The sequence below is a fragment of the Streptomyces sp. NPDC001902 genome (assembly GCF_042891295.1).
In the GTDB taxonomy this organism is placed as follows: Bacteria; Actinomycetota; Actinomycetes; order Streptomycetales; family Streptomycetaceae; genus Actinacidiphila.
Map to the genome: position 1 here is coordinate 18,868 of NZ_JBIATA010000026.1, position 23,539 is coordinate 42,406.

At 72.7% G+C, this 23,539-nt stretch carries 15 protein-coding genes; 7 read left to right on the forward strand and 8 right to left on the reverse strand.

The features are described from left to right. The first annotated feature begins 216 nt into the window (after positions 1-216). From ACFYYN_RS33000 to glgB, 4 genes are all read left to right on the forward strand, one after another. Complete coding sequence (locus ACFYYN_RS33000) at positions 217-2,214, forward strand: alpha-1,4-glucan--maltose-1-phosphate maltosyltransferase (RefSeq protein WP_500548655.1); 1,998 nt, start codon at positions 217-219, stop codon at positions 2,212-2,214. After that, positions 2,211-3,911, forward strand: coding sequence for a maltose alpha-D-glucosyltransferase (gene treS / locus ACFYYN_RS33005; RefSeq protein ID WP_500548656.1), 1,701 nt, complete (start codon positions 2,211-2,213; stop codon positions 3,909-3,911). The genes ACFYYN_RS33000 and treS overlap by 4 nt, the downstream gene beginning before the upstream one ends. 253 nt (positions 3,912-4,164) lie before the next feature. Then, positions 4,165-5,622, forward strand: coding sequence for a maltokinase N-terminal cap-like domain-containing protein (locus ACFYYN_RS33010; RefSeq protein ID WP_500548657.1), 1,458 nt, complete (start codon positions 4,165-4,167; stop codon positions 5,620-5,622). Between the two features lie 37 nt (positions 5,623-5,659). Continuing rightward, positions 5,660-8,290 (forward strand): 1,4-alpha-glucan branching enzyme, encoded by a 2,631-nt coding sequence (glgB, locus tag ACFYYN_RS33015; protein ID WP_500548658.1) that lies wholly within the window; start codon positions 5,660-5,662, stop codon positions 8,288-8,290. 7 nt (positions 8,291-8,297) lie between these two features. Here the strand turns inward: glgB and ACFYYN_RS33020 are convergent, their stop codons facing one another. Continuing rightward, positions 8,298-9,494 (reverse strand): hypothetical protein, encoded by a 1,197-nt coding sequence (locus ACFYYN_RS33020; RefSeq protein WP_500548659.1) that lies wholly within the window; start codon positions 9,492-9,494, stop codon positions 8,298-8,300. A 45-nt stretch (positions 9,495-9,539) separates the two neighbouring features. Here ACFYYN_RS33020 and ACFYYN_RS33025 point away from each other — a divergent pair, with 45 nt between their 5' ends. Continuing rightward, positions 9,540-10,028: a DUF1877 family protein gene (locus tag ACFYYN_RS33025; protein WP_500548660.1), complete on the forward strand. Its 489-nt coding sequence runs from the start codon at positions 9,540-9,542 to the stop codon at positions 10,026-10,028. A gap of 34 nt (positions 10,029-10,062) precedes the next feature. Here the strand turns inward: ACFYYN_RS33025 and ACFYYN_RS33030 are convergent, their stop codons facing one another. Next, a complete protein-coding gene (locus tag ACFYYN_RS33030; protein ID WP_500548661.1) occupies positions 10,063-10,842 on the reverse strand; it encodes a metallophosphoesterase family protein in 780 nt (259 codons plus the stop codon). A gap of 163 nt (positions 10,843-11,005) precedes the next feature. Here ACFYYN_RS33030 and ACFYYN_RS33035 point away from each other — a divergent pair, with 163 nt between their 5' ends. Together ACFYYN_RS33035 and ACFYYN_RS33040 are read left to right on the forward strand one after the other, a co-directional pair. Further along, complete coding sequence (locus tag ACFYYN_RS33035) at positions 11,006-11,941, forward strand: DUF4231 domain-containing protein (RefSeq protein WP_499514088.1); 936 nt, start codon at positions 11,006-11,008, stop codon at positions 11,939-11,941. 37 nt (positions 11,942-11,978) lie between these two features. Further along, a complete protein-coding gene (locus ACFYYN_RS33040) occupies positions 11,979-12,869 on the forward strand; it encodes an alpha/beta fold hydrolase (protein WP_500548662.1) in 891 nt (296 codons plus the stop codon). A gap of 7 nt (positions 12,870-12,876) precedes the next feature. Here the strand turns inward: ACFYYN_RS33040 and fxsT are convergent, their stop codons facing one another. From fxsT to ACFYYN_RS33070, 6 genes are all read right to left on the reverse strand, one after another. Further along, a complete protein-coding gene (gene fxsT / locus ACFYYN_RS33045) occupies positions 12,877-16,794 on the reverse strand; it encodes an FxSxx-COOH system tetratricopeptide repeat protein (RefSeq protein ID WP_500548663.1) in 3,918 nt (1,305 codons plus the stop codon). Then, positions 16,778-18,121: a TIR-like protein FxsC gene (locus tag ACFYYN_RS33050; RefSeq protein WP_500548664.1), complete on the reverse strand. Its 1,344-nt coding sequence runs from the start codon at positions 18,119-18,121 to the stop codon at positions 16,778-16,780. The genes fxsT and ACFYYN_RS33050 overlap by 17 nt, the downstream gene beginning before the upstream one ends. Before the next feature lie 120 nt (positions 18,122-18,241). Continuing rightward, positions 18,242-19,027 (reverse strand): AAC(3) family N-acetyltransferase, encoded by a 786-nt coding sequence (locus ACFYYN_RS33055; protein WP_500325276.1) that lies wholly within the window; start codon positions 19,025-19,027, stop codon positions 18,242-18,244. A gap of 1 nt (position 19,028) precedes the next feature. Further along, positions 19,029-21,386 (reverse strand): FxsB family cyclophane-forming radical SAM/SPASM peptide maturase, encoded by a 2,358-nt coding sequence (locus ACFYYN_RS33060; protein ID WP_500548665.1) that lies wholly within the window; start codon positions 21,384-21,386, stop codon positions 19,029-19,031. A 32-nt stretch (positions 21,387-21,418) separates the two neighbouring features. Next, positions 21,419-21,616: an FxSxx-COOH cyclophane-containing RiPP peptide gene (fxsA, locus tag ACFYYN_RS33065; RefSeq protein ID WP_499514082.1), complete on the reverse strand. Its 198-nt coding sequence runs from the start codon at positions 21,614-21,616 to the stop codon at positions 21,419-21,421. 515 nt (positions 21,617-22,131) lie between these two features. Beyond that, complete coding sequence (locus ACFYYN_RS33070; protein ID WP_500325563.1) at positions 22,132-23,505, reverse strand: cation:dicarboxylate symporter family transporter; 1,374 nt, start codon at positions 23,503-23,505, stop codon at positions 22,132-22,134. Positions 23,506-23,539: the final 34 nt, after the last annotated feature.

Consider the following 23,539-nt stretch of genomic DNA (forward strand, 5'->3'; position numbering starts at 1 on the left):
GCCAGTACCCCTTCCCGGGGAGTATTCGACCGTCATCCAATGGGCAGGCTCACCCTTGCGCGACGCGGCGCCGAACCCTCCCACACCACAACTCGTATCCGCCCACCCGAGTGAACGCGGACAGGAGCGGTCATGCCCACAGGCAGGCATCCCAAGGAGCAGATAAAAAGAGCGGAAGGTACCCGTCCGGCCACCCGCACAAACTGGTGAGGCGCAATGATCGGTCGCATCCCCGTCCTGGACGTCCGCCCGCTGGTCGACTGCGGCCGCCGCCCCGCCAAGGCCGTGGTCGGCGAGACCTTCCAGGTCACCGCCACGGTGTTCCGGGAGGGACATGACGCGGTGGCGGCGAACGTGGTCCTGCGCAGCCCCGCGGGACGCTCCGGGCCACGGATCCCCATGCGCGAACTCGCCCCCGGCACCGACCGGTGGGGCGCCGAGGTGACGCCCACCGCGGAGGGCCGCTGGACGTACACGGTGGAGGCCTGGAGCGATCCGGTGGCCACCTGGCGGCACCACGCGGGCATCAAGGTCCCCGCCGGCATCGACACCGAACTGGTCCTCGCAGAGGGGGCCGAGCTGCACGAGCGCGCGGCGGCCGGGGTACCGAAGAAGGACGGCCGGGCCGTGGTGCTGGCCGCGGTCGACGCCCTGCGCGACACCTCCCGTACGGCCGCCGAGCGGCACGCCGCCGCCCTCGCCCCGGACGTGGTGGCGGTGCTCGGCCGGCACCCGCTGCGCGACCTGGTGAGCGCCTCGCGGCCGGCGGCCCTCCAGGTGGAGCGGCAGCGGGCGCTGTTCGGGTCCTGGTACGAGATGTTCCCCCGGTCCGAAGGCGCCGTGGTGGACCCCACGGGCCGCCGGCCACCGAGGTCCGGGACCTTCCGCACGGCGGCCGAGCGACTGCCGGCGATCGCCGCGATGGGCTTCGACGTGGTCTACCTGCCGCCCGTCCACCCGATCGGCGCAGCGTTCCGCAAAGGGCCCGACAACACGCTCGACCCCGGCCCGCACGACGTGGGCTCGCCCTGGGCGATCGGCTCCGCGGAGGGCGGCCACGACGCCGTGCACCCGGACCTCGGGACGATCGAGGACTTCGACTTCTTCGTGGAGCGGGCCCGTGAGCTGCGCCTGGAGATCGCGCTGGACTTCGCGCTGCAGTGCTCGCCGGACCACCCGTGGGTCGGCAAGCACCCCGAGTGGTTCACCACCCGGGCGGACGGCTCGATCGCGTACGCCGAGAACCCGCCGAAGAAGTACCAGGACATCTACCCGATCGCCTTCGACGCCGACTTCAGCGGCATCGTGCAGGAGACCGAGCGGGTGCTGCGGCACTGGATGGACCACGGGGTGCGGATCTTCCGGGTCGACAACCCGCACACCAAACCGGTGGTCTTCTGGGAGAAGGTCATCGCCGACATCAACCGCACCGACCCCGACGTCATCTTCCTGGCGGAGGCGTTCACCCGTCCGGCCATGATGCACACACTGGCCCAGATCGGCTTCCAGCAGTCGTACACCTACTTCACCTGGCGCAACGGCAAGCAGGAACTGACGGAGTACCTGACGGAGCTGTCCGGTGAGGCCGCGGCCTACATGCGGCCCAACTTCTTCGTCAACACCCCGGACATCCTCCACGCCTACCTGCAGCGCGGCGGCCGCCCGGCGTTCGAGGCGCGCGCGGTACTTGCCGCGACCCTTTCCCCCACATGGGGGGTGTACGCCGGATATGAGCTCTGCGAGAACGCGCCGGTGCGCGAGGGAAGCGAAGAGTACCTACACTCGGAGAAGTACGAGCTCAAGCCCCGTGACTGGGCGGCAGCCGAGGCCGAAGGCCGTTCGCTGGCTCCGCTGCTCACCACGCTGAACCGGCTGCGACGCCGCCACCCCGCGCTCCAGCAGCTGCGCGACCTGCGCTTCCACCCCGTGAACAACGACGCGGTGCTGGCGTACTCCAAGCGCTCGGGCGACGGCAGCGACGTCGTACTGGTGGTCGTCAACCTGGACCCGCACCACACCCAGGAGGCGACCGTCTCGTTGAACATGCCGGAACTCGGCCTCGCGTGGCACGAGTCCACCCCGGTGCGCGACGAGCTCACCGGCGAGACCTACCACTGGGGCAGGGACAACTATGTGCGCCTCGAGCCGGGCCGCGCGCCCGCGCACATCCTCACCCTGCGACCTACTCCATCGACAGGAGGGTCACCCACTTGATCGTCAACGAACCCGTACCTGACACGTTCGAAGACACCCCGGCCAAGGACCGGGACCCCGACTGGTTCAAGCGGGCCGTCTTCTACGAAGTGCTCGTACGGTCCTTCCAGGACAGCAACGGCGACGGCATCGGCGACCTCAAAGGGCTCACCGCCAAACTGGACTACCTGCAGTGGCTCGGGGTCGACTGCCTGTGGCTGCCGCCGTTCTTCGCCTCGCCGCTGCGCGACGGCGGCTACGACGTCTCGGACTACACGGCCGTGCTGCCGGAGTTCGGGGACCTGGCCGACTTCGTGGAGTTCGTGGACGCCGCCCACCAACGCGGTATGCGCGTGATCATCGACTTCGTCGTCAACCACACCAGCGACCAGCACGACTGGTTCCAGCAGTCCCGCACGGACCCCGACGGCCCCTACGGCGACTACTACGTCTGGGCGGACGACGACAAGCAGTACCAGGACGCCCGCATCATCTTCGTCGACACCGAGAGCTCCAACTGGACCTTCGATCCGGTGCGCAAGCAGTACTACTGGCACCGCTTCTTCTCGCACCAGCCGGACCTCAACTACGAGAACCCCAAGGTCCAGGAGGAGATCCTGGCCGCCCTGCGCTTCTGGCTGGACCTCGGCATCGACGGCTTCCGGCTGGACGCGGTGCCGTACCTGTACCAGGAGGAAGGCACCAACTGCGAGAACCTGCCGCGTACCCATGACTTCCTGAAGATGGTCCGCGAGGAGATCGACGCCCACTACCCGGACACGGTGCTGCTCGCCGAGGCCAACCAGTGGCCCGAGGACGTGGTCGACTACTTCGGCGACTACGCCAAGGGCGGCGACGAGTGCCACATGGCCTTCCACTTCCCGGTCATGCCGCGCATCTTCATGGCGGTGCGCCGGGAGTCCCGCTACCCGGTCTCGGAGATCCTGGCCAAGACCCCGGCCATCCCGCACAACTGCCAGTGGGGCATCTTCCTGCGCAACCACGACGAGCTGACGCTCGAGATGGTGACGGACGAAGAGCGCGACTACATGTACGCGGAGTACGCCAAGGACCCGCGCATGCGGGCCAACATCGGCATCCGGCGCCGGCTCTCCCCGCTGCTGGACAACGACCGCAACCAGATCGAGCTCTTCACCGCCCTGCTGCTCTCCCTGCCGGGCTCGCCGATCCTCTACTACGGCGACGAGATCGGCATGGGCGACAACATCTGGCTCGGTGACCGCGACGCGGTGCGCACGCCGATGCAGTGGACCCCGGACCGCAACGCGGGCTTCTCCTCCTGCGACCCGGGCCGGCTCTACCTGCCGACCATCATGGACCCGGTCTACGGCTACCAAGTCACCAACGTCGAGGCGCAGATGAGCTCGCCGAGCTCGCTGCTGCACTGGACCCGCCGGATGGTGGAGATCCGCAAGCAGAACCCGGCCTTCGGCCTCGGTTCGTACACCGAGCTGCCCTCCACCAACCCGGCCGTCCTGGCCTTCCTGCGCGAGTACAAGGACGACCTCGTCCTGTGCGTGAACAACTTCTCGCGCTTCGCCCAGCCCACCGAACTCGACCTGCGGGCCTTCACCGGCCGGCATCCCGTCGAGCTGATCGGCGGGGTGCGCTTCCCGGCCATCGGCGAGTGGCCCTACCTGCTCACCCTCGCCGGTCACGGTTTCTACTGGTTCCGGCTCCGCCGCGACGTGGCGTAGGCGGACCTGCCGGGTGACGGCGACCCGGCGGCCCGGCACGGTTTCGTGCCGGGCCGCCGGGGCAGGCTCCCCCTGCCGGATCCAGCGTCATATCGGATGCTGTACGGGCCCTTGTCCCTCGTACGCCAAGTACGCCAATTGCTCCACCGGCTCGGATGATATTCGTCCGACACGTCCCACTCGTCGGACCATCGCCGCAGCGCGCCCCTTCACTTAGGGAACCAGCAGGCCCGGCACCCGAGGAAAGGACGTCATGTCGGACACCTCGTGGCTTCGCACCTCAGCAGTCCGGCCGGGGACCACCGTGCCCCCGGCACCGGGACTGCTCTCCGCGCTCGGCCCGTTGCTGCGGGAATGGCTGCCCCGGCAGCGGTGGTTCGCCGGGAAGGGGCGGCCGATCAGCGGCTTCGGGCTGGTCTCGGCCACCGAACTGCTGCCCGCCGACGGGCGGCTCGGCACTCCAGGACTGCTCCATCTTTTGCTCGACGTCCATCAGGACGTGCAGGAGCGGATGCCGGGCACCGGGCACGGGAAGCCGGCCGACACCTACCAGTTGCTGCTCGGCACCCGGGCGCTGCTGCCGCCCGCGCTGGCCCCGGCGCTCGTCGGGCACGCCGTCGGCGGACCCCTGGACGGCCTCACCATCTACGAGGCGCTGCACGACCCACGTCTGACGTCCCTGCTGCTGGAGCGGCTGCGGGCGCCCGGCCGCACCGGGCACCTGCGCTTCGGCTCCGAGCCCGCCGCGGCGATCCCGGCGGGGCTGGCGCCGCGGCTGTCCACCGCGGAGCAGTCCAACAGCTCGGTCATCTACGGCGACACGTTCATCCTCAAGCTGTTCCGGCGGGTCGCCCCGGGCCCCAACCCCGACCTGGAGCTATCGCTCGCCCTCGCGCGGGCCGGTTCGCGACGCGTCGCGGCGCCCGCCGCCTGGTTCGAGGCGCTGGGCCTGTACGACGAGCCCGCCACGCTCGGCGTGCTGCAGCGTTTCCTGCCCGGTTCCGCCGGGGCCTGGGAACTCGCCCTGCAGGCGGTGGAGGACGGCACGGACTTCTCCGGCGAGGCGCACGCGCTGGGGCGCGCGACCGCGGAGGTCCACCTGGCGCTGGCGCGCGCCCTGCCGACGAGCACCCTGCGCCGTCCGCAGATCGAACTGCTCGCCGCCGCGATGGCCGGACGGCTGGACGCCGCCGCCGCGGCGGTGCCCGCCCTGCGGCCGTACCGCGCGGCGCTGCGGGCCGCCTTCGACGACCTCGCCGCACTCGGGACGCTCGGCACGACGCTGGCCGCCCAGCGCATCCACGGCGACCTCCACCTCGGCCAGGCCCTGCGGACCGGGCCCGGAGGGTGGGTGCTGATCGACTTCGAGGGCGAGCCGGCGCGGCCGCTGCCCGAACGCCGCCGTCCCGCGTCCCCGGTGCAGGACGTCGCCGGGATGCTGCGCTCCTTCGACTACGCCGCCCGGCACCACGACCCGTCCGCCTCCGAGGCGCCCGAATGGGCCAAGACGCAGCGCGCCGCCTTCTGCGCGGGCTACGCGGAGGCCACCGGGACCGATCCGAGGGACGAGCCCGTCGTCATACGCGCCTACGAGACCGACAAGGCCGTCTACGAAGTGCTCTACGAGGCCAGGCACCGGCCGGCCTGGCTCCCCATCCCCATGGCCGCGGTGCGCCGCCTCGCGCAGCCGCCGCACGGCCGCACCCCCTGACCGGGCGCCCCCACGCCCATCCGAGGAGGACCTGACCGTGACCGATCGCCAGCCGTTCCCCGACTCCACCCCCGGCACCCCCGGCCCGGGCGGGAACGGGAGGGCCCGCGCCGCACGTCCCGCACGCGGCACCGGGTCCGAGGGCTCGGCTCCCCCGCCGCCCCCCGCCGCCCCGCCGACCCCGCCGGCCTCGGCCGCCGGGCCGCAGAAGGCCGCCGGCGCGAAGCCCGCACGTGGGGGGAAGACCGTCGGCGCGGAATCCGCGTCCGAGGGCGCCCGCCCGGCCGCCGCGGACCGCCCGCGACCGGAGGCGTCCGGCTCCTCCGAGGCCGTCGCGCGGGGCTACGACCCCGCCGGGTCCGGGCGGCCGGCCGCCTCGGGCACCGCGCCGCGCACCGCGCCCCCCGCGGGGGTCGGCCACCAGGCGCCGCCGCCCGCGCCCGAGGTCGCGCCGGCCGCCGGCCCCGTGACCGGCGATGTGCCCCCGGCCCCGGAGCTCGACCCCGGCGAGCGGCGCCGGCTGCTGGACGGCGCCCACCACGACCCGCACGGGTTGCTCGGTGTCCACCGCGTGGCGGACGGCCTGGCCTTCCGGGCGCTGCGGCCGTACGCACGGAGCGTGGCCGTCGTCACCGGCGACGGGGCGCGGACGGTGCTGCACCACGAGGGCGACGGGCTGTTCAGCGGTGTGCTGCCGCTGACCGAGGTCCCCGCGTACCGGCTCGCCGTCACCTACGACGGCGACGAGCGCGAGGTGGACGACCCGTACCGCTTCCTGCCGGCGCTCGGCGAGTTCGACCTGCACCTGATCAACGAGGGGCGCCACGAGCAGCTGTGGAAGGCGCTCGGCGCCGAGCCGATGACCCATGAGGGCGTCACCGGCACCCGGTTCACCGTGTGGGCGCCCAACGCGCGCGGGGTGCGGGTGGTCGGCGACTTCACCTGCTGGGACGGCACCGCCTTCCCGATGCGCTCACTGGGCTCGTCCGGCGTGTGGGAGCTGTTCCTGCCCGAGGTCGGCGAGGGGCAGCGCTACAAGTTCGAGGTCTGCGGGCCGGACGGCGGACGGCGGCTCAAGGCCGACCCGATGGCCCGCCGCACCGAGACACCTCCCGCCACCGCCTCCGTCGTCACCGCGTCCCGCCACGAATGGCAGGACGCCGACTGGATGGCCTCACGCGGCCGCGTGCCGGTGCACGAGGCGCCCCTGTCGGTGTACGAGGTGCACCTCGCCTCGTGGCGGCCGGGGCTGTCGTACCGCGAACTGGCCGAACAGCTCCCGGCGTACGTGCGCGACCTGGGCTTCACGCACGTAGAGCTGATGCCGGTCGCCGAGCACCCCTTCGGCGGCTCGTGGGGCTACCAGGTCACCTCGTACTACGCCCCCACCGCCCGGATGGGCACCCCGGACGACTTCCGGTACCTGGTGGACGCGCTGCACCGGGCGGGCATCGGCGTCATCATGGACTGGGTGCCGGCCCACTTCCCCAAGGACGACTGGGCGCTGGCGCACTTCGACGGCACCAACCTCTACGAGCACCCCTGGCGCGGGGACCATCCCGACTGGGGGACGCTGGAGTTCGACTTCGGCCGCATCGAGGTCCGCAACTTCCTGGTGGCCAACGCGGTCTACTGGTGCGAGGAGTTCCACATCGACGGGCTGCGGGTGGACGCCGTCGCCTCCATGCTCTACCTGGACTACTCCCGCGAGGACGGCCAGTGGGCGCCGAACGCGTACGGCGGGCGCGAGGACCTGGACGCCGTCGCCTTCCTGCAGGAGATGAACGCGACCGTCTACCGGCGCTGCCCCGGTGTCGTCACCATCGCCGAGGAGTCCACCGCCTGGGACGGCGTCACCCGGCCCACCCACCACGTCGGCCCGGCCGGCTTCGGCGGGCTCGGCTTCGGCCTGAAGTGGAACATGGGGTGGATGCACGACTCGCTGGAGTACATCAAGCACGAGCCGGTGCACCGCAAGTACCACCACAACGAGATGACCTTCTCGATGGTGTACGCCTACAGCGAGAACTACGTCCTGCCGATCTCGCACGACGAGGTCGTCCACGGCAAGGGCGCGCTGGTGGCCAAGATGCCCGGCGACTGGTGGCAGCAGCGCGCCGGCCACCGCGCCTACCTCGGCTTCATGTGGGCCCACCCGGGCAAGCAACTGCTCTTCATGGGGCAGGAGTTCGCGCAGGGAGCCGAGTGGTCCCACGACCACGGGCCGGACTGGTGGCTGCTCGACGAGACCTACTCCGCGGCGGGCGACCACCGCGGAGTGCGGGACCTCGTCCGGGACCTCAACACCTGCTACCGGGCCACACCGGCGCTGTGGCAGCTCGACACCACCCCGGACGGCTTCGCCTGGCTCGACGGAGGCGCCGCCGAGGACAACGTCTTCTCCTTCGTGCGCCTCGACGCCGGGGGGAACCCGCTGGTCGCGGTCAGCAACTTCTCGCCGGTCGTCCGCCACGGCTACCGGATCGGCGTGCCGGACGGCGTGGAGGCGCTGCGGGAGGTGCTCAACACCGACGCCTCCGCGTACGGCGGGAGCGACGTCACCAACCCCGAGCCGCTGAAGTCCGAGCCGGTCGCCTGGAACGGCCGGCGCGAGAGCGTGCAGCTCACCCTGCCGCCGCTGGCCACGGTCTGGCTGCGGCCGGCCTGACCGTACGTCACGGGATGCCGAGTGCGGCCCGCCTGCGCCACGCCAGGTGCAGGCAGGCCCGCCCCGCGGAGTGGGTGCGGGGGTGCCGGGCGTAGCCGAGGACGTTCTCCTCGGTGAAGGGCAGCCCCCGGTGGCCGTGGCCGACCACGATCACGCCCTCCTCGTTGCGCTCGGTCATGCCGCCGAAGACGGTGTCGAAGGTCGCGGCCTCCCACACGCAGACGGTGAGCAGCTCCGGCTTCCAGTTCAGCGGGTCGAGCCCGAGCCCCAGGAAGCTGAAGCGGGCCCGGCCCTCGCGGGCGGCGCGGTTCATGCTCGCGTACGGCTCGTCGGTGTCGTAGTCGAGGGTCGCCCCGCCGACGCCCCCGGCGTCCGGCGCGCCGAGGAACTCCTCCGCGTACTCGCGCATCGTGTTGTGCCACAGGTCCAGGTCGGAGTGCCAGACCGGCAGCACGTCGGCGTGCGGCTGGAACTCCCCGGCGGGGACGACGTGGGTGGTGTTCATGGCGGTGGCCACGCCCTGGGCGTCGCGCCGGTGGAGGAAGAAGTACGCCCGGTCGCCGTCGACCCTGACGGTGAGGGTGCTGACGCCGGACTGGGCGCAGCGGCGGCCCAGGTCGAAGGGGTCCCCCAGCCAGCGGCGGTAGCGGCCGGCCATCGGAGCGTCGCCGTCACGGTGGCGCAGGGCGGCCTCGTAGGCGAGCGGCTCGGCGGTGTCGTACGAGTCGAAGTAGCCGGCCAGCGCGAACTCCAGGGCCGGTGCCCCCTCCCCGGGCGTCACCCCGGTCAGCCGGTAACCGGGCCCGTTGAACCACATCGCGGGCCGGTCGTACTCCCCCACGGCCGAGGCGAAGCCGTCCCGGCGCGGCCAGTAGCCGCGCAGCCTGCGCTTCGCGGCTTCGAATTCCCCGTTCCCCGGCTCCGGTTCGGGCCGCAGGCTCAGCCGCACCCGCGCGGCGGGCAGCGGCTCCTCGGGGATCCACCCCGGCGCCGTGAGCAGCGCCAGCTCCCCGTCCCGCGCGGGATGCGCGGCCAGTCCCGCCTCCGCCAGCTCCGCGCGGTGCTCCTTGAGGTGCCGGCGCACCTCGATGAACCGGTCGACCGCCCGCTGCCGGCGCACGGTGCGCTGCGGCTCCCACGCCAGATACGCCGCCACGGCCGCCAGCGGCAGGCCGGCCACCGCGGTGAGCGTCCCCACATCCATGCGGCGTTCCTACCAGCGGCGCCGGGGCCGGACAACACTGTTCCCGTGGCGGTGGCACAGCAACTCGCGCGGGTGACGGAGGGGTTCCTGGCCCGATGCCGTACGGCGGCCCGGGAGAGCCCGGACGGCGACCCGGGATGGGACCCGCCGTGCGAGGACGTGCTCGACCTCGACTGGGCACCGGCATCGCTGAAGAGGGTGTGCCGGGCCGCGGGCGCGGCGGCACCGGCCCTGGCCGCGCTGGAGCGCGCGCTGGACGGCGACCCGGAGGTCGCCGTCGCCTTCCTCGACCACCCGGAGGCGGTCGGCGTGTTCGGGCCGCCTCCCGGCGCGGTCGCCCCGGCGGGCGTGACCCTGGTCGCGGAGGGTCTGGCGGCGATCGACTGGGACGCGGTGAGGGCGCACGGGGCGGACCACGGGCTGCCGGGCGTCCGTGACCCCTGGGGGTACCTGACGGGGCACTTCACCGCGCTGCGCGCCTTCTACGAGCAGGCTTCGCGGCGGGGGCTGTACATCGTCGTGTGGTGGGACTGAGCCGTCCTCCCCGCGCGTCGCGTGAGCCGTGGCGTCAGCCGCCGTCGCCCGGGCGCCGCGGCGCGGGCCGCCCGTCGCGCGGGCCCCACGCGTCGATCACGGCCTCGGCCGGATGGCAGCCGAGGACGTACTCCCGCGCCCACCGCGCCGCGCCGTCGAAGCCGGACTCCGCGACGATCCGCGCGGCCGCCGCCTCGCGGTCGTAGACGGTGCGACGCAGCTGGACGCCGCCCGCGCCCAGGAGCGCCCAGTGGGCGCCGCCGCGGCCGTACGGCATGCCGACGCTCCCGGGGTTGACGACCAGCCGGCCGTGGACGACCCGGGCGTACGGCATGTGCGTGTGCCCGCAGACGACGGTCTCCACCTCGGGGGCGACGCCGGACATCACCTCGGCCCAGCGCTCGGCGCGGGAGTCGACGAGCACGATCTCCTCGTCGTCGCGCGGGGTTGCGTGGCAGAACAGCGTCCGGCCCGGGCCGTGGACCTCCAGCTCCACGGTGTCCGGGAGGCATGCCAGCAAGGTCACCTGGTCCTCGCGGAGCCGTCGCGCGGCCCAGTCCGACTCCGGGTACCCGGTGGTCCTGCCCGTACGGCGGTGCTCGACCAGTTCGCGGTCCGCGTTGCCGCGGATCCACAGGGCGCGCCCGCCGAGGTCGCGCAGCGCGTCGAGGGTGGGGACCGGCATCGGGCCCGCCGCGTGGTCCCCGGTGAGGACCACCCGCTCGGCGGTGCGGACGTCGGGCTCGGCCAGTACGGCCTGCAGGGCCGGCAGGTTGCCGTGGACGTCGGACAGGACCGCGACTCGTGTCAGCACACCCCTCAGCCTGCCCGCCGCTCCGGCCCGTGCGGCGCACGTTCGCCGAGGGCGTGACGGACGTGCCGCGCGCGGCGCCGCCCGCGCGGGCACGGCGCGTGCGGGGAGCGGGAGTTCGGCCGGACGCCTACTGGGCTGCCGCCCCCGGCACGCCCATACTGGGATGACTGCGGGATTCAGCGAGTGCGGGGGGCCGCTGCCGATGGTGAGCGAACGCGAGTTGCTCCCGGACCTGTTCCGGTCCGCCGACCGGGCGTCACTGCGGGGCCAGTGGCAGACCGTACGGCTGTCGCGCCAGCAGCTCGGGCTGCTCACGGTGGCCTCCGTCTTCAGCTCCTTCGACGCCACCGCGGGCCGCCTGCACTGGGCTTCCTGGCTCGCGGCCGTCCTGTTCGCGTACGCCGCGTGGACCACCTGGGTGATCCACCGCCAGAACCCGCAGGCGCTGTGGTACGAGGGCCGGGCGCTGGCCGAGTCCATGAAGACGCTCGCCTGGAAGTACTCGGTGCGGGCCGACCCCTTCACGCCGCCCGGCGACGAACGCGACCCGGACGCCCTGTACCGGCTGCAGCTCGGTGACGTCCTGCACACCTTCCGGCGCAGCAGGGCCCTGCCCTCCCACGTCGACTCGGGCATCACCCCGGCGATGCGGCGGCTGCGGGACGCGCCGCTGCGCGTGCGGCACGACGTGTACCTGCGGGAGCGCATCCGGGTGCAGCACGAGTGGTACACGATGAAGGCGGTCCGCTGCGAGGTGAACGGGCGCCGGGCGGGACGGCTGGCGATGGCCTTCCCGCTGCTCGGCGTCCTCTTCCTGGTGCTGCGGGCGGGCGGCTGGTCACCCTTCGACACCCTGGGCTTCGTGTCGGCCATCACGGCCTCGGTCGCGGCCTGGGCGCAGCTGCGCCAGTACAGCCCCCTGGCCGCGGCGTACCGGGTGGCGGCCGACGAACTGGAGCTGATCCGGGTGCAGCTGGCGTCCTTGGACCTGGACGACCCGCATGCCGAGCACCTGTGGTCGCAGCTGACCCGGGACGCCGAGGACGCGGTGTCCCGGGAGCACACCACCTGGCAGGCGAGGCGCGAGATGCGCGTGTGAGGGACGGACCGCGGGACACGAGAGGGGGCTGCTCGCATTGCGTGTCGTACGGGCGAGGGACGGGCGGGAACTGGCGGTGGAGACCCGGGGCGATCCGCGGGGCAGGCCCGTGTTCCTGCTGCACGGCACACCCGGCAGCCGGCTCGGCCCGGTGCCGCGCAGCGCCGTGCTGTACCGGCTGGGGGTGCGGCTGATCTCCTTCGACCGGCCCGGGTACGGCGGCTCCGAGCGGCTGCCCGGCCGGCGGGTCGCGGACGTCGCCGCCGATGTCGCGGTGATCGCCGACGCCATGGGCCTGGACGCGTTCGCGGTGGTCGGCCGCTCGGGCGGCGGGCCGCACTCGCTCGCGTGCGCCGCGCTGCTGCCCGACCGTGTGACGCGGGTGGCGGTGCTGGTGGGGCTCGCGCCGCGGGACGCGCAGGGGCTCGCCTGGTACGCGGGGATGACCCGGTCCAACGTCCGCGACCACACCACCGCCGACGCGGCGCAACGGCGGCTCGCCGCCCGGCTGGAACTGCGCTCCCGCACCATCCGCGACGACCCGGCCAGCCTGCTCGCCGTGCTCCGGGAGGAGATGCCGGAGCCGGACCAGCGGGTGATCGCGGACGCGGGCCTGCGCACGATGCTGCTGCGCACCTACGCGGAGGCGCTGCGCACCTCGGCCGACGGCTGGATCGACGACACGCTGGCGTTCAACCGGAGCTGGGGGTTCGGACTGGACCGCATCGCGGCACCGGTGCTGCTGTGGCACGGCGAGGACGACGTGTTCTCGCCGGTGGCGCACTCGCGCTGGCTGGCCGAGCACATCCCCGGCGCGAGCATGGTGGTGCAGCCGGGGGCCGCGCACTTCGCGGCCCTGTCGGTGCTGCCCAAGGTGCTCGCCTGGGCGGCCGCCGGGGGCGGTCGGGCGCGGTCGATGCCCGCCTGACCGCCGCTCACACCGGCTGCGGCTCCAAGTCCCGGTTGACCCGGTACCACTCGCGGGCGGCCCGGCTGAGGGGGTGCTCCTCGCCGAGCAGCCGTACGCACTCCGGGAGCACCTTGCTGCGGATCGCCTGCGCCCGTGCGTGCCGGCCGGACTGCCGCAGGGCGTAGGCCAGGTTGATCTCGCAGGCCAGGGCGTCCGGGTGCTCGGGACCGTAGCGCTCGGTGAGGCCGCGCAGTGCGGTCTCCAGGAGGGTCACGGCACGGTCGGTGTCCCCCTGTTCGCCCGTGGCGTTGCCCAGGTTGATCGTGCAGTTGAGGGTGTAGGGGTGCCGGGGGCCGACCGCGCGTTCCAGCCCGGCCAGGGTTTCGGTGCCGACCGCCACGGCCTCCTCGGCGTTGCCGCTGCCCCGCAGGTAGATGGCGAGGTTGTTGCGGCAGGCCAGGGTGAACGGGTGGTCGTCGCCGAGCAGCCGGCGGTAGGCGGCGAGGGCGTCGGTCGCCAGGTCGCGGGCCTTCGCCTTGTCGCCGGCCGCCGAGTAGTCGGCGGCGAGGTTGAGCGCGCAGGCGAGCGTGTCGGGCACGTCGGGCCCGTACCGCTCCAGGTAGCGGTCGTACGTCACCTGGGTGAGCCGCATCGCCTCCGCGGCGCGGCCCGCCTTGCGCAGCGAGACGGCGAGGCTCTTGGCGTTGCGGAGGGTCTCGGGCACGTCGGGGTTGAGGACGTCCTGGAAGACGTCCATCACCTCTTCGAGCATCGCGACGGAACCGGTGTAGTCGCCGATCTCCCGCAGGTCGCGAGCGAGGTTGGCCTTGGTGGACAGGGTGTACGGGTGGCGGTCGCCGAGCATCGGGGTGCGCCGGTCCACGGTCTCCTGGTCCAGCCGGCGGGCGAGTTCGGAGTCCCCGGTGAGCCGGTAGTCGATGGCGAGGTTGTTGGCCGCGACGAGCGAGCGCGGGTGCTGCTCGCCGAAGATGTCCTTGAAGCCGGCGTAGATCTGCTCGTCGCGTTCCCTGGCCTCCTGGAACAGGCCCAGCGCCCGCAGGTCCGCGGCGAGGCTGCCGCCGGTGATCAGGGTGTGCGGGTGGCCGGGGGCCAGCAGGGCGGTCTGCCGGGCCAGGGTGTCCTCGTCGTACTGCCGGGCCTCCTGGTACTTGCCCTGCGAGCGGAGCACGTTGGCGAGCTCGAACTGCAGGTTGAGGGTCTGCAGGTCGTCCTCGCCGAGGGACTGCTGCCACACGCCGAGCAGTTGCTCGGCCAGTTGCCTGGCCTGCTCCAGTTCGCCGCTCTTCCACAGGTAGCGGACACGGTTGACCAGCAGCTGGCGTGGTTTCTCCTCGCGGCAGTCCTCGGCCTGCGACGGCGCGAGGTGCGGCCAGATCAGCTCGAACCCGGGCCAGTTCGCCGGGTCGTTGATGGCGTCCTCCGGCGGCCGGGCCTCGGCGAGGATGCGGTGCACCTCGTGCATCGTGTCCTGCTGGTCGTCCTCCGACATCTCCGAGCGCACGGCGGCCTGCACCAGCCGGTGCACCTGGATGCTGCTGTCGGCCGGGTCGACCTTGGCCAGGGCGAAGCGGTTGAGCGCCTGGATGACCTTGCCGAGCATGTAGCGGTCGCGCAGCTGGGGGTCGTGCGGCAGCAGCGCCTGGATCATGGAGTCGCTCTCGATGAGGGTCATCGAGATCGGCTCGGCCGCGAAGAACGCGCACAGCTCCAGCAGCCGGACGGCGGCCTTGGACTGGTTGCGCAGCCGGCTGATGGAGATGCTCCAGGTCGCCCCGACCTCCCGCGGGTAGCCGGCGGCGGTGGTGACCGACAGCGCCTTGGTCGTCTGCTCCTTGAGCTGGTGCACGTAGACGTCGACGGGGGTGGCGGTCTCGGCGAGCCACGCGGCGGCCACCTCGACCGCCAGCGGCAGGTCACCGACCGCCTCGGCCACCTGCCCGGCGTCCTCCCGGCTCATCCCGCCGACCCGGCGGCGCAGGTGCTCCACGCTCTCCGAGCGGTTGAAGACCTCGATCTCCAGGGGCTCGGTCGGTCCCGTCGGCGGCTTGTTCCGGGCGGTGACCACGATGTGGCCGCGTCCCCCGGGGAAGAAGCGGCGCACCCGCTCGGGGTCCTCGACGTTGTCGAACACCAGCAGCCAGCGCGGGAAGCGGATGCCGGTGGCCAGTTCCTCACGGGCCGCCTCGGCGGCCTCGGACACGCTGTCGCCGACCCTCAGCTCCAGGCGGCGGGCGAGTTCGGCGAGGGAGGGCGCGATCCGGTCCTCCTGCTCCGCCTCGATCCACCACACGAGGTCGTAGTCGGCCTTGAAGCGGTGCGCGTACTCCAGCGCCACCTGTGTCTTGCCGACGCCGCCGAGGCCGTGGAGGGTCTGCGGGAAGGGCTGGACGGAGGGGTTGCCGCCGCCCAGGCGGTCGCGCAGCCGGTCCAGGACGGTGGAGCGGCCGGTGAAGAAGGTGTTGCGGGGCCGCAGGTTGGACACCTTGGGGTCGCCGACGGGGTAGCGCGGGCCGTTGGTCATGGCGGTCGGGTTGAGGTCCGTGTCGTCACGGCCGAGGGCGCGCAGCAGCGTGGTGGCGGCCGCGGCGTGGTCGAGCCGCACCAGGCTGACCGGGCTGCGCTGGGCCAGCGGCGGGCCGGGCCGGACGTCGCCGACCCGGATCGGCAGCAGCTGGTGCTGCGGGCCCGAGGGATCGGTGCCCGAGCTCGACTCCCACACCCGCATGGCCCGCCGGGACCGCAGGTAGGCGGCGGAGAGCACGACGAGGGTGCGGGCGGAGGCCCCGGCCACGGCGGGCTGTTCCGCGGGCGCGGTGTGGGTCTCCACGTCCCAGGGGACGACCCGGAACCCGGCACGGGTCAGGATCCACTCGATCCAGTCCGCCCACATGCGGTCCTCGGGCACGTACGCCAGCACCAGGCCGGACGGCGGGACGGGCCTGCGCCGGGTGAACTCCGCCGCCCAGCGCAGCCGTTCGGACTCCGCGATCGGGGGCAGTGAGTTCACCGCGCCGCCGGAGACCACGGAGGTCAGGCGTTCGCAGGCCGACAGCATCGAGCTGGACAGGCCCGGGGCGTCCCCGAAGGTCGCCAGGATCTCCTCGTAGGCGTAGAAGGGGCGGTAGGGAATCTCCACCGACCCCCAGTAGGAGACGAGTTCGTCGTCGTCCATGCCGGCCGGGAGACCGTCGAACTGGGCGCGGGCCAGGGCCCGTCCGGCGTCCGCCTTCTCCTTCTCGCCGTCGTCGATGCGCATGGGCACGGGGAAGATGCGGATGCCCCGGCCGTTGTAGCGCTCCTCGATGTCACGGGCGACGGCGGCGGCGCCGAAGATGCTCTGGTCGCTGAGGGTGAAGCAGACCACCAGCTCGTCGGGCATGTGGACGGTGCAGATGTCGGCGATGTCGCTGAGGCCGGTACGGCTGTCGATGAGGACGTAGTCGTAGTGGCGGCGCATGTCCGCGCGCATGGCGTCCAGGAACTGGCCGCCGCCGAAGCGGTCGTAGAAGACGTCCCAGTCGATGCCGGTGAGCGCGGTGGAGTAGTTGCGGTCCTGCCGGCCCGCTGACAGGTAGTCCAGGCTGCCGCCGCCGGGGAAGGCCCAGTTGAGGGATATGGCGTGCGGGCGGACCCGGGCGAACTGGCGGTGCCAGTCGGGGGGCCGCGGCACGTCGCGCAGCGCCTCCTCCCGGTACTCGGTGATCAGGTCGATCATGCCGGTGGTGGCCGCGAGCGCGGAGGGGTCCAGGAAGGGGTGGAAGAAGCGGAAGAGGCCCGGGGCCTCCAGGTCCCAGTCCACCGTCAGCACCCGGTGGCCGTTGGCGGCGAGGATCCAGGCGGTGTTCGCCAGGGCCATGGTCCGTCCGGTGCCGCCCTTGTACGAGTAGAACGTGATCACACGTCCGTTACGGCTCTCGGTCATCCTCGCCCTCCGGTTTGTCGGGTTCCGTGGTGCCGCGGTCGTCGTGCAGGCCGTACGGGGAGGAGCGCTCGGGTCCGTACGCCCCTGGGGACGGACCCCGGAGCCTCGGGCGCGAACTGTGCGGGCCCTGGGGCGGGAAGGCCGGGGCGTGGGCGGCGTAGTGCTTGGCGGCGCGTCCCACGGCCCTGGGCACGTCGTCGCTGAACGCCTCCAGGCTCGGGATGTTGTTGCGGACGAAGCGCCCGCCCGGGCCGTCCGCGCGGCTGGGGTCGAGGGCGTCGTCGGCGAGGCGGCGCAGGGCCTCCTCGTGGCCGCCCGACTCCGGGTCGGCGCGGTTCCACGGCACCAGGACGCTGACCCAGGGCCGGTGCTCGCTGCCGAAGCGGCTCAGCATCTCCCGCCGGTCGGGCGAGTCCAGCGCCCAGCGGTCGAGCAGCAGCAGTCCGGGGGCGGTGGGCGTGGGGTCCAGCAGGCGGTCCAGCTCCTCCTCGAACACCCCCACGCTGACCCGGTAGTCGAGGTTGCGCGCCAGGTCGGCCGCGTGGTCGGCGAGCGGCCGGCTGCTCTGCGGGCGGTAGGGGTTCCAGTCGCGCGGCGAGGGCCCGTAACAGGTGGGGCTGCGGCCCGCGGGCAGTTCCTCGGCGTCGCAGCAGGCGAGCACCGTCACGCGCAGCGGCCGGCTGGCGCCCGGGGGGCCGAAGGCACTGGGGACGTGGTGGTAGTCGAGGTGACGCCCTTTGGCGATCTTGGTGTCCTCGACGACCTGCACGATGCGCTGTGCGAGGCGGTAGACGGCCCGCTCGTACTCGTGCTTGAGGTAGCTGAGCTTGATCAGCCCGTAGAAGCCCTCGGCGGCGTAGTCCTCGCCGAAGTCCGCGTGGTTGAACTGCAGTCCCTCGGCCGGGCCCGGCATGTCGTTCGCGGCGACCGGCACCCACAGCGCGGGCACGATGCCGGATATCGGGCGGTCGTGCAGGGACCGGTGGTGGACGGCGCGCTGGGAGAAGGCGAACCACTCCTTGCCGCACTGCTGGCTGCGGAAGTAGCGGGGCGAATAGAGCGGGACGAAGACCTGGCAGTGCGCCAGCGCCTCGGCGAGCGATTCCGGCCAGCCCTCGCCGACGTTCATCCCCCGGTCCATGAAGCCCGCCTTGACCCCGGCGGGCAGCGTCGTCATCTGCAGGATGTGCGCGCACAGGTCGTTGTAGAGCTTGGCGACCCACAGGTCGGGGTCGGGATCCGAGGGGTCGTTCCTGGGGGTGTGCGCGTAACTGAGGAAGAAATAGGGCTTGTCCGAGGCGTCTCCCTGCCCCACGGGTAATGCCATGCGCCATCTCCCCCGCCCGCCTGCGCGACCCCACTCCGCCCCTCGTGAGGGAACCTCAGTGTAGGAACCGTCTATTCTCCGGCGGAATAGCGCATGACCATCATTTTTGCCCGGATTACGTCAACGGCCGTTGTTCGCCAGCCACTTGGCGATGACGTCCACGGCGTCGGCGATCGGGACCAGATGACAGGGCGCGTCGCCGAGGGGACCGTCCAGCACCGCGCACTCGCGCGCCACCACCGGGACCAGTCTCGGGAAGTGGCGGTCGTCGATGTCGGGCGCCTGGAAGTGCACCCACTCCTTGCCGCCGTCCGCGGTGCGCACCAGGGCCTGGTAAGGGCGGTCCGGCGGCGGGACCGCCCGGTAGTCGGCGAGGTGGTAGGCGGTGCAGACCCACAGGTCCACGCCGACCAGCAGGGCACGGGCCCGCAGGTCGTACAGCCGGGCGGTGGGCGAGTCCTCGCCCAGGTGGCTCTCCAGCTCGTGGCCCTCGGTGACGAAGCGCGCGGCCGGACCGAAGGCGGTGAAGGAGGTGTGCGGGTGCGCGCTGCGCAGCGCGCCCGGCACCAGCCGGACCTCCTCGGCGAGCCGTCCCACGGTGGGCGAGACGGGGGTGGTCAGCGGGTCGAAGGCGGGCATCGCGTCGCGGTAGGCGGCCAGTTCCGCCTCGCTCATGCCCTCCGTGCGCTGCCGGTCCAGCCGGGAGGTGACGGAGTTCTCCGGGGTCGCCGCGTACGCGACCAGGGTGCCGTGCTCGCCCAGCGCCGCCCGCAGCGCCTCGACCACGGTGCGTCCGCCGCCCTCGACCGGGCCGACCGCCTTCAGCGAGCCCTGGACGAGCAGCACGTCCCCCGCCTCGACTCCCAGCGCGCGCAGATCCCGGGTCAGGCTTTCCAGGGTGTGCACCTCAGACCCCGTTCAGTTCGGAGAGCCAGGGGGCGACGGTGCCGGCCATCCCGTCCGCGAAGCGCTTGCCGAGCGGGGTCAGCGAGCCGCTGCCGGCCAGCCGGTCGACCGCCTCCGCGGTCTCGCGGGTCCAGCGGGCGAAGGGCGCGGCCGCCTCCGGGACGCCCCGGCGGGCCAGCGCGCGCCAGTACTCGGCGACGGCGACGTGCGCGTACGTCCCCTGCAGCAGCCCCTCCAACGGGCGCGGATCGGGGCGCCACGGGGCGTGGAAGAGGCGGGTGTCCTGCGGGTCGTACAGGTCCATCAGGTCCAGGACGGCACCGAGCTTCACGTGCTGGAACTCGTGGGCGACCAGCAGGGCCAGCGTGTCCGGGGCGGCGGGCCGCGCGATGCCGACCGCGCCGAACGCCTGCCGGGCGGCCCCGCTGACGTCGCTGCCGTCGCCCGGCGGGACCAACGGGGTGACGGTGCCGAGCCCGGTGGCCAGTCCCGGCACGTAGCGGGGCAGCTCACGGCCGAGGAAGTCCCAGGCGGCGACCAGGTCCTCGTGCCAGGCCTTGACCTCGGCCTCGTCCTGCCGGGGCACCAGGGGCCACTGGTGGGCGTCGCGGTAGGGGTCGGTGTCCTCCAGCGCGACGCTCCATCCGGCCGGGCCGACCCGCCGTACGGGGTGCCACCGCGCGTCGCCCGGGTCGTGCGCGCCGATCCTCACCGTGCGGCCGGCGGCGCTCACGCCGAAGCCGTCGGCGGTCGCGGCGACGTCGGCGTCCGCTCCGTCGGGGGCGCCGACCAGGACGCGGCCGAGCCCCGGCAGGCGTACCGCGCCGTCGCGGACGGGCACCCGCACGCTCGCCCCGTACCGGCCCGCGGCCCGCACCACGGCGGCGGCGGCGAACTCGGCGAGCCCCGCCACGTCCGCCCCGCCGGCGCCGCCCGTCTCCAGGCAGTGCCGGGCCCACGGCCGGACGTAGGGATGGGCGAGCACCTCGTCCAAGGCCTCCGGCGCGGCCTCGTCGACCTCGGCGAGCACCCGCCAGACCGCGGCGGTCCTGCCGTCCCGGGGAGCGCGCTCCCAGACGGCGGTGAGCAGTCCGCGGGTGATCTCCAGTTGCTCGGCGGCGAGCGCGGCGACCGTCGCGGCGTCGCCGTAGCCGGCGGCCAGCTGGTCGATCTGGTCCTCGGTCAGCGAGGACTGGGGCTGCCGCCCCGACGCGGTGCTCACCGGATTCTCCCGTTCCGTCTCCTCGGCGTCACGGATGCCGAGGATCAACTCCATCAGGTCACCGCAGTACGCGGACGGATTCTCGAATCCGGTCCCGGTGCGGTAGCGGTGCGCGTACAGTCCCCCGCCGCAGACGTCGACGACCGGGCAGCGGCGGCACTCGTCGCACAGCCCCTCCTTGCCCTGCCGCCGGGCCGCGATGCCGGGGTGGGCGGCGACCTCGTCCAGGGAGTGGGCGAACACGTCCATCCCGGTGGCCGGGGCGCCGTCGTAGGCGGTCTTGAGCGAGTCGGCCTGCTCGAAGGTCCCGTCGGTCTCGATGACGACCAGGTCGACCGGGTCGGTGCCGATCGACTCGACCAGGCTGCTCCCGCCGCGCAGCATCCGGCGCACGGAGTCGAAGACCCGCACGGGCACCGGGCGCCCCTCGGCCACCCAGCGGCGGTGGACGGTCAGCAGCCACTGCGCGTAGGGCGCCCGGGCGCCGCCGGGGCGCGCGGGCGGGGCGTCATGGGTGGCGTGGGGCAGCAGGAAGTCGATGCGGGGCGGTTCGAGCGCCATCAGGGCCTCGTAGACCGCCAGCGGGTCGTTCTCCACGTCGATGGTGCAGAGCAGGCCGCCGTACAGATGGCGGTAGCGCGGCTCGCGGAGCAGCCCGAGCGACGCCACGACCCGGTCGTAGCTGCCCCGCCCGTCGGCGAACCGCCGGTGGCGGTCGTTCTCGGCCCGGCCGCCGTCCAGGGAGACGCCGACCGAGATGCCGAACTCGTCGAAGACGTCGCAGAACCGCTCGTCCAGGAGGACGGCGTTGGTCTGGATGCCGAGCTCCAGGGCGCACACGCCGTCGAGCGCCCGGCGCAGCGCCTCGGCCGCCCGCCGGATGCGGGCCGGGCCTGCCAGCAGGGGTTCTCCCCCGTGGAACACCACCTGGACGGCCGCGAGACGGTGCGCCGCGGCATGCTCGGCGATCCGTGCGGCCACCCGTTCGAACACCTCGTCGGGGGTGGCCCGGACACGCGTCTTCCAGCTGGTGTCGGCGTGCTCGTAGACGTAGCAGTGATCGCACGCCAAATCGCACCGGCTGTGCAGTTTCAGCACGAATTGCGACAGCGCTCTGGCCGGTGCTGATGTCCCCATGACTGCGGCCCGGACCCCCGAGTCGGTCGGGCCTACTTGCTGCTGAACGACTGGAAGGCCGCGACCGGGACGTTCCCGGCGGAGGCGGCGGCGGGCATCACGCGGTCAAGGGCCGGGGAGGCCACGGAGCTGCCGCGGGAGGCCAGCTCGGCCAGCGGGATCCTCCGCCGCGCCTGCGAGCGCCGGGTCGGAGCGTCGTGGCCGGCGTTCACGGTGGGGGTGGCAGTCATAGCGGGGTCCTCGTTCGGTAAGGTGCGTTGGTGCGCACACCATTTGTCCGGAATTGAGTAGAATCATCTCACTGCATCCCAGACCTTGAAAGGCGACGCAGCACTCCTAACGAGCGAGCCGTCCGCAAGTGTGCGGTTTACGCCAAATGCAGCAGACGGCGGACTCGCGCACTCCCCACCCCCCAACGCCGGGCCGTGTGATTATCTCCCTTACAGGGAACGGGAATTGGCCATATCCACGAACCGAGACGAACTTTCTGAAGCGGTTCGTGCGCCGCTCCCCGCACATCCCCTCGTCACGCCTCCCGGCGCATCGCGCGGCATGCCGGGCGCCCCGCGCACGAGTCCCGCACACCCGCGCGCTGACCTGCGCCGACACGCCCCGGCGCACCTCACGGAACTCGCGCCGCACCCTGGACCGATCGGGTGAACTCCCCCGCCCCCACACACCACAACGGGTCCCGCCGGGCGGAGGGGGGATCCGCCCGGCGGGACCGTTCAGGGGTGACGGCCGGTCAGGCCGTCGTCACCGGCTCCTTGCCGGTGTCCACGGGGGCGGCGGGCTCGGGGGCCGTGCCGTGGCCGTCGTCGACGAGCGTGGTCTCGTCGAAGGGCAGTTCACCCGCGAACACGCGCTGGGCCTGCTCACGGTCGAACTCCTTGGTCCACGTGCCGATCAGCACCGTGGCGACGGCGTTGCCCGCGAAGTTGGTGACGGCGCGCGCCTCGCTCATGAAGCGGTCGATGCCGACGATGAGGCCGACGCCGTCGACCAGGGCCGGCTTGTGCGACTGGAGCGCGCCGGCGAGGGTCGCCAGACCCGCGCCGGTGACGCCGGCGGCGCCCTTGGAGGCGACCATCATGAAGAGCAGCAGGGTGATCTGCTGGCCGATGGCGAGCGGCTGGCCCATCGAGTCGGCGATGAACAGCGAGGCCATGGTCAGGTAGATCATGGTGCCGTCGAGGTTGAAGGAGTAGCCGGTCGGCACGGTGATGCCGACGACGGGGCGGCTGACGCCCAGGTGCTCCATCTTGGCGATCAGGCGGGGCAGCGCCGACTCCGAGGACGAGGTGGAGACGATCAGCAGGAACTCCCGGCCGAGGTACTTCAGCAGCTGGAAGAGGTTGACCCCGGCGAAGAAGCGGAGCATCAGGCCGAGCACGACCACGACGAAGATCAGGCAGGTGACGTAGAAGCCGAGCATGATCGTGGCGAGCGCCTTGAGGGCGTCCACGCCCGCCGAGCCGACGACCGCCGCGATCGCGCCAAAGGCGCCGATCGGGGCCGCCCACATGATCATGGACAGGACGCGGAACACCAGCTTCTGGATGTGGCCGACGCCGCGCAGGATGGGCTCGCCCGCCGTCCCCAGGGCCTGCAGGCCGAAGCCGACCAGCAGCGCGACCAGGAGGGTCTGCAGCACCTGGCCCTCGGTGAAGGCGGAGACCAGGGTGACCGGGATGATGCTCAGCAGGAAGTCCGGCAGGGTCTCGGCCGGGGCGTCCTTGGCCTGCGCCTGGCCCGCGTCCTTGAGCGCGTCGGTCAGGTGCAGCCCGTCGCCGGGCTGGAGGATGTTGCCGACCACCAGGCCGATGGCCAGGGCGACGAAGGACATCACCACGAAGTAGCCGAGGGCGAGGCCGCCGACCCTGCCGACCTTGGCGGCCTGACGGACCGAGCCCACACCGAGCACGATCGTGCAGAAGATGATCGGCGAGATCATCATCTTGATCAGGTTCACGAATCCGGTGCCTATGGGCTTCAGCTCGACGGCCGCGTCGGGCGCGACCATCCCGAGCACGGCGCCGGCGATCGCGGCGACGACCACCGCGATGTACAGGAAATGGGTACGGTCCCTGCGACCCTGGGTACGGCTCTGTACCGGCACTGACACCTTCGTCTCCTCGGTCCACCCGGACGTC

Bases quoted from the DNA above. Each gene is read 5' to 3' on its own strand.
- ACFYYN_RS33000 (WP_500548655.1), top strand. From the start codon at position 217: ATGATCGGTCGCATCCCCGTCCTGGACGTCCGCCCGCTGGTCGACTGC.
- ACFYYN_RS33010 (WP_500548657.1), top strand. From the start codon at position 4,165: ATGTCGGACACCTCGTGGCTTCGCACCTCAGCAGTCCGGCCGGGGACC.
- ACFYYN_RS33020 (WP_500548659.1), bottom strand. From the start codon at position 9,494: ATGGATGTGGGGACGCTCACCGCGGTGGCCGGCCTGCCGCTGGCGGCC.
- ACFYYN_RS33035 (WP_499514088.1), top strand. From the start codon at position 11,006: ATGACTGCGGGATTCAGCGAGTGCGGGGGGCCGCTGCCGATGGTGAGC.
- fxsT (WP_500548663.1), bottom strand. From the start codon at position 16,794: ATGACCGAGAGCCGTAACGGACGTGTGATCACGTTCTACTCGTACAAG.
- ACFYYN_RS33050 (WP_500548664.1), bottom strand. From the start codon at position 18,121: ATGGCATTACCCGTGGGGCAGGGAGACGCCTCGGACAAGCCCTATTTC.
- ACFYYN_RS33060 (WP_500548665.1), bottom strand. From the start codon at position 21,386: ATGGGGACATCAGCACCGGCCAGAGCGCTGTCGCAATTCGTGCTGAAA.
- fxsA (WP_499514082.1), bottom strand. From the start codon at position 21,616: ATGACTGCCACCCCCACCGTGAACGCCGGCCACGACGCTCCGACCCGG.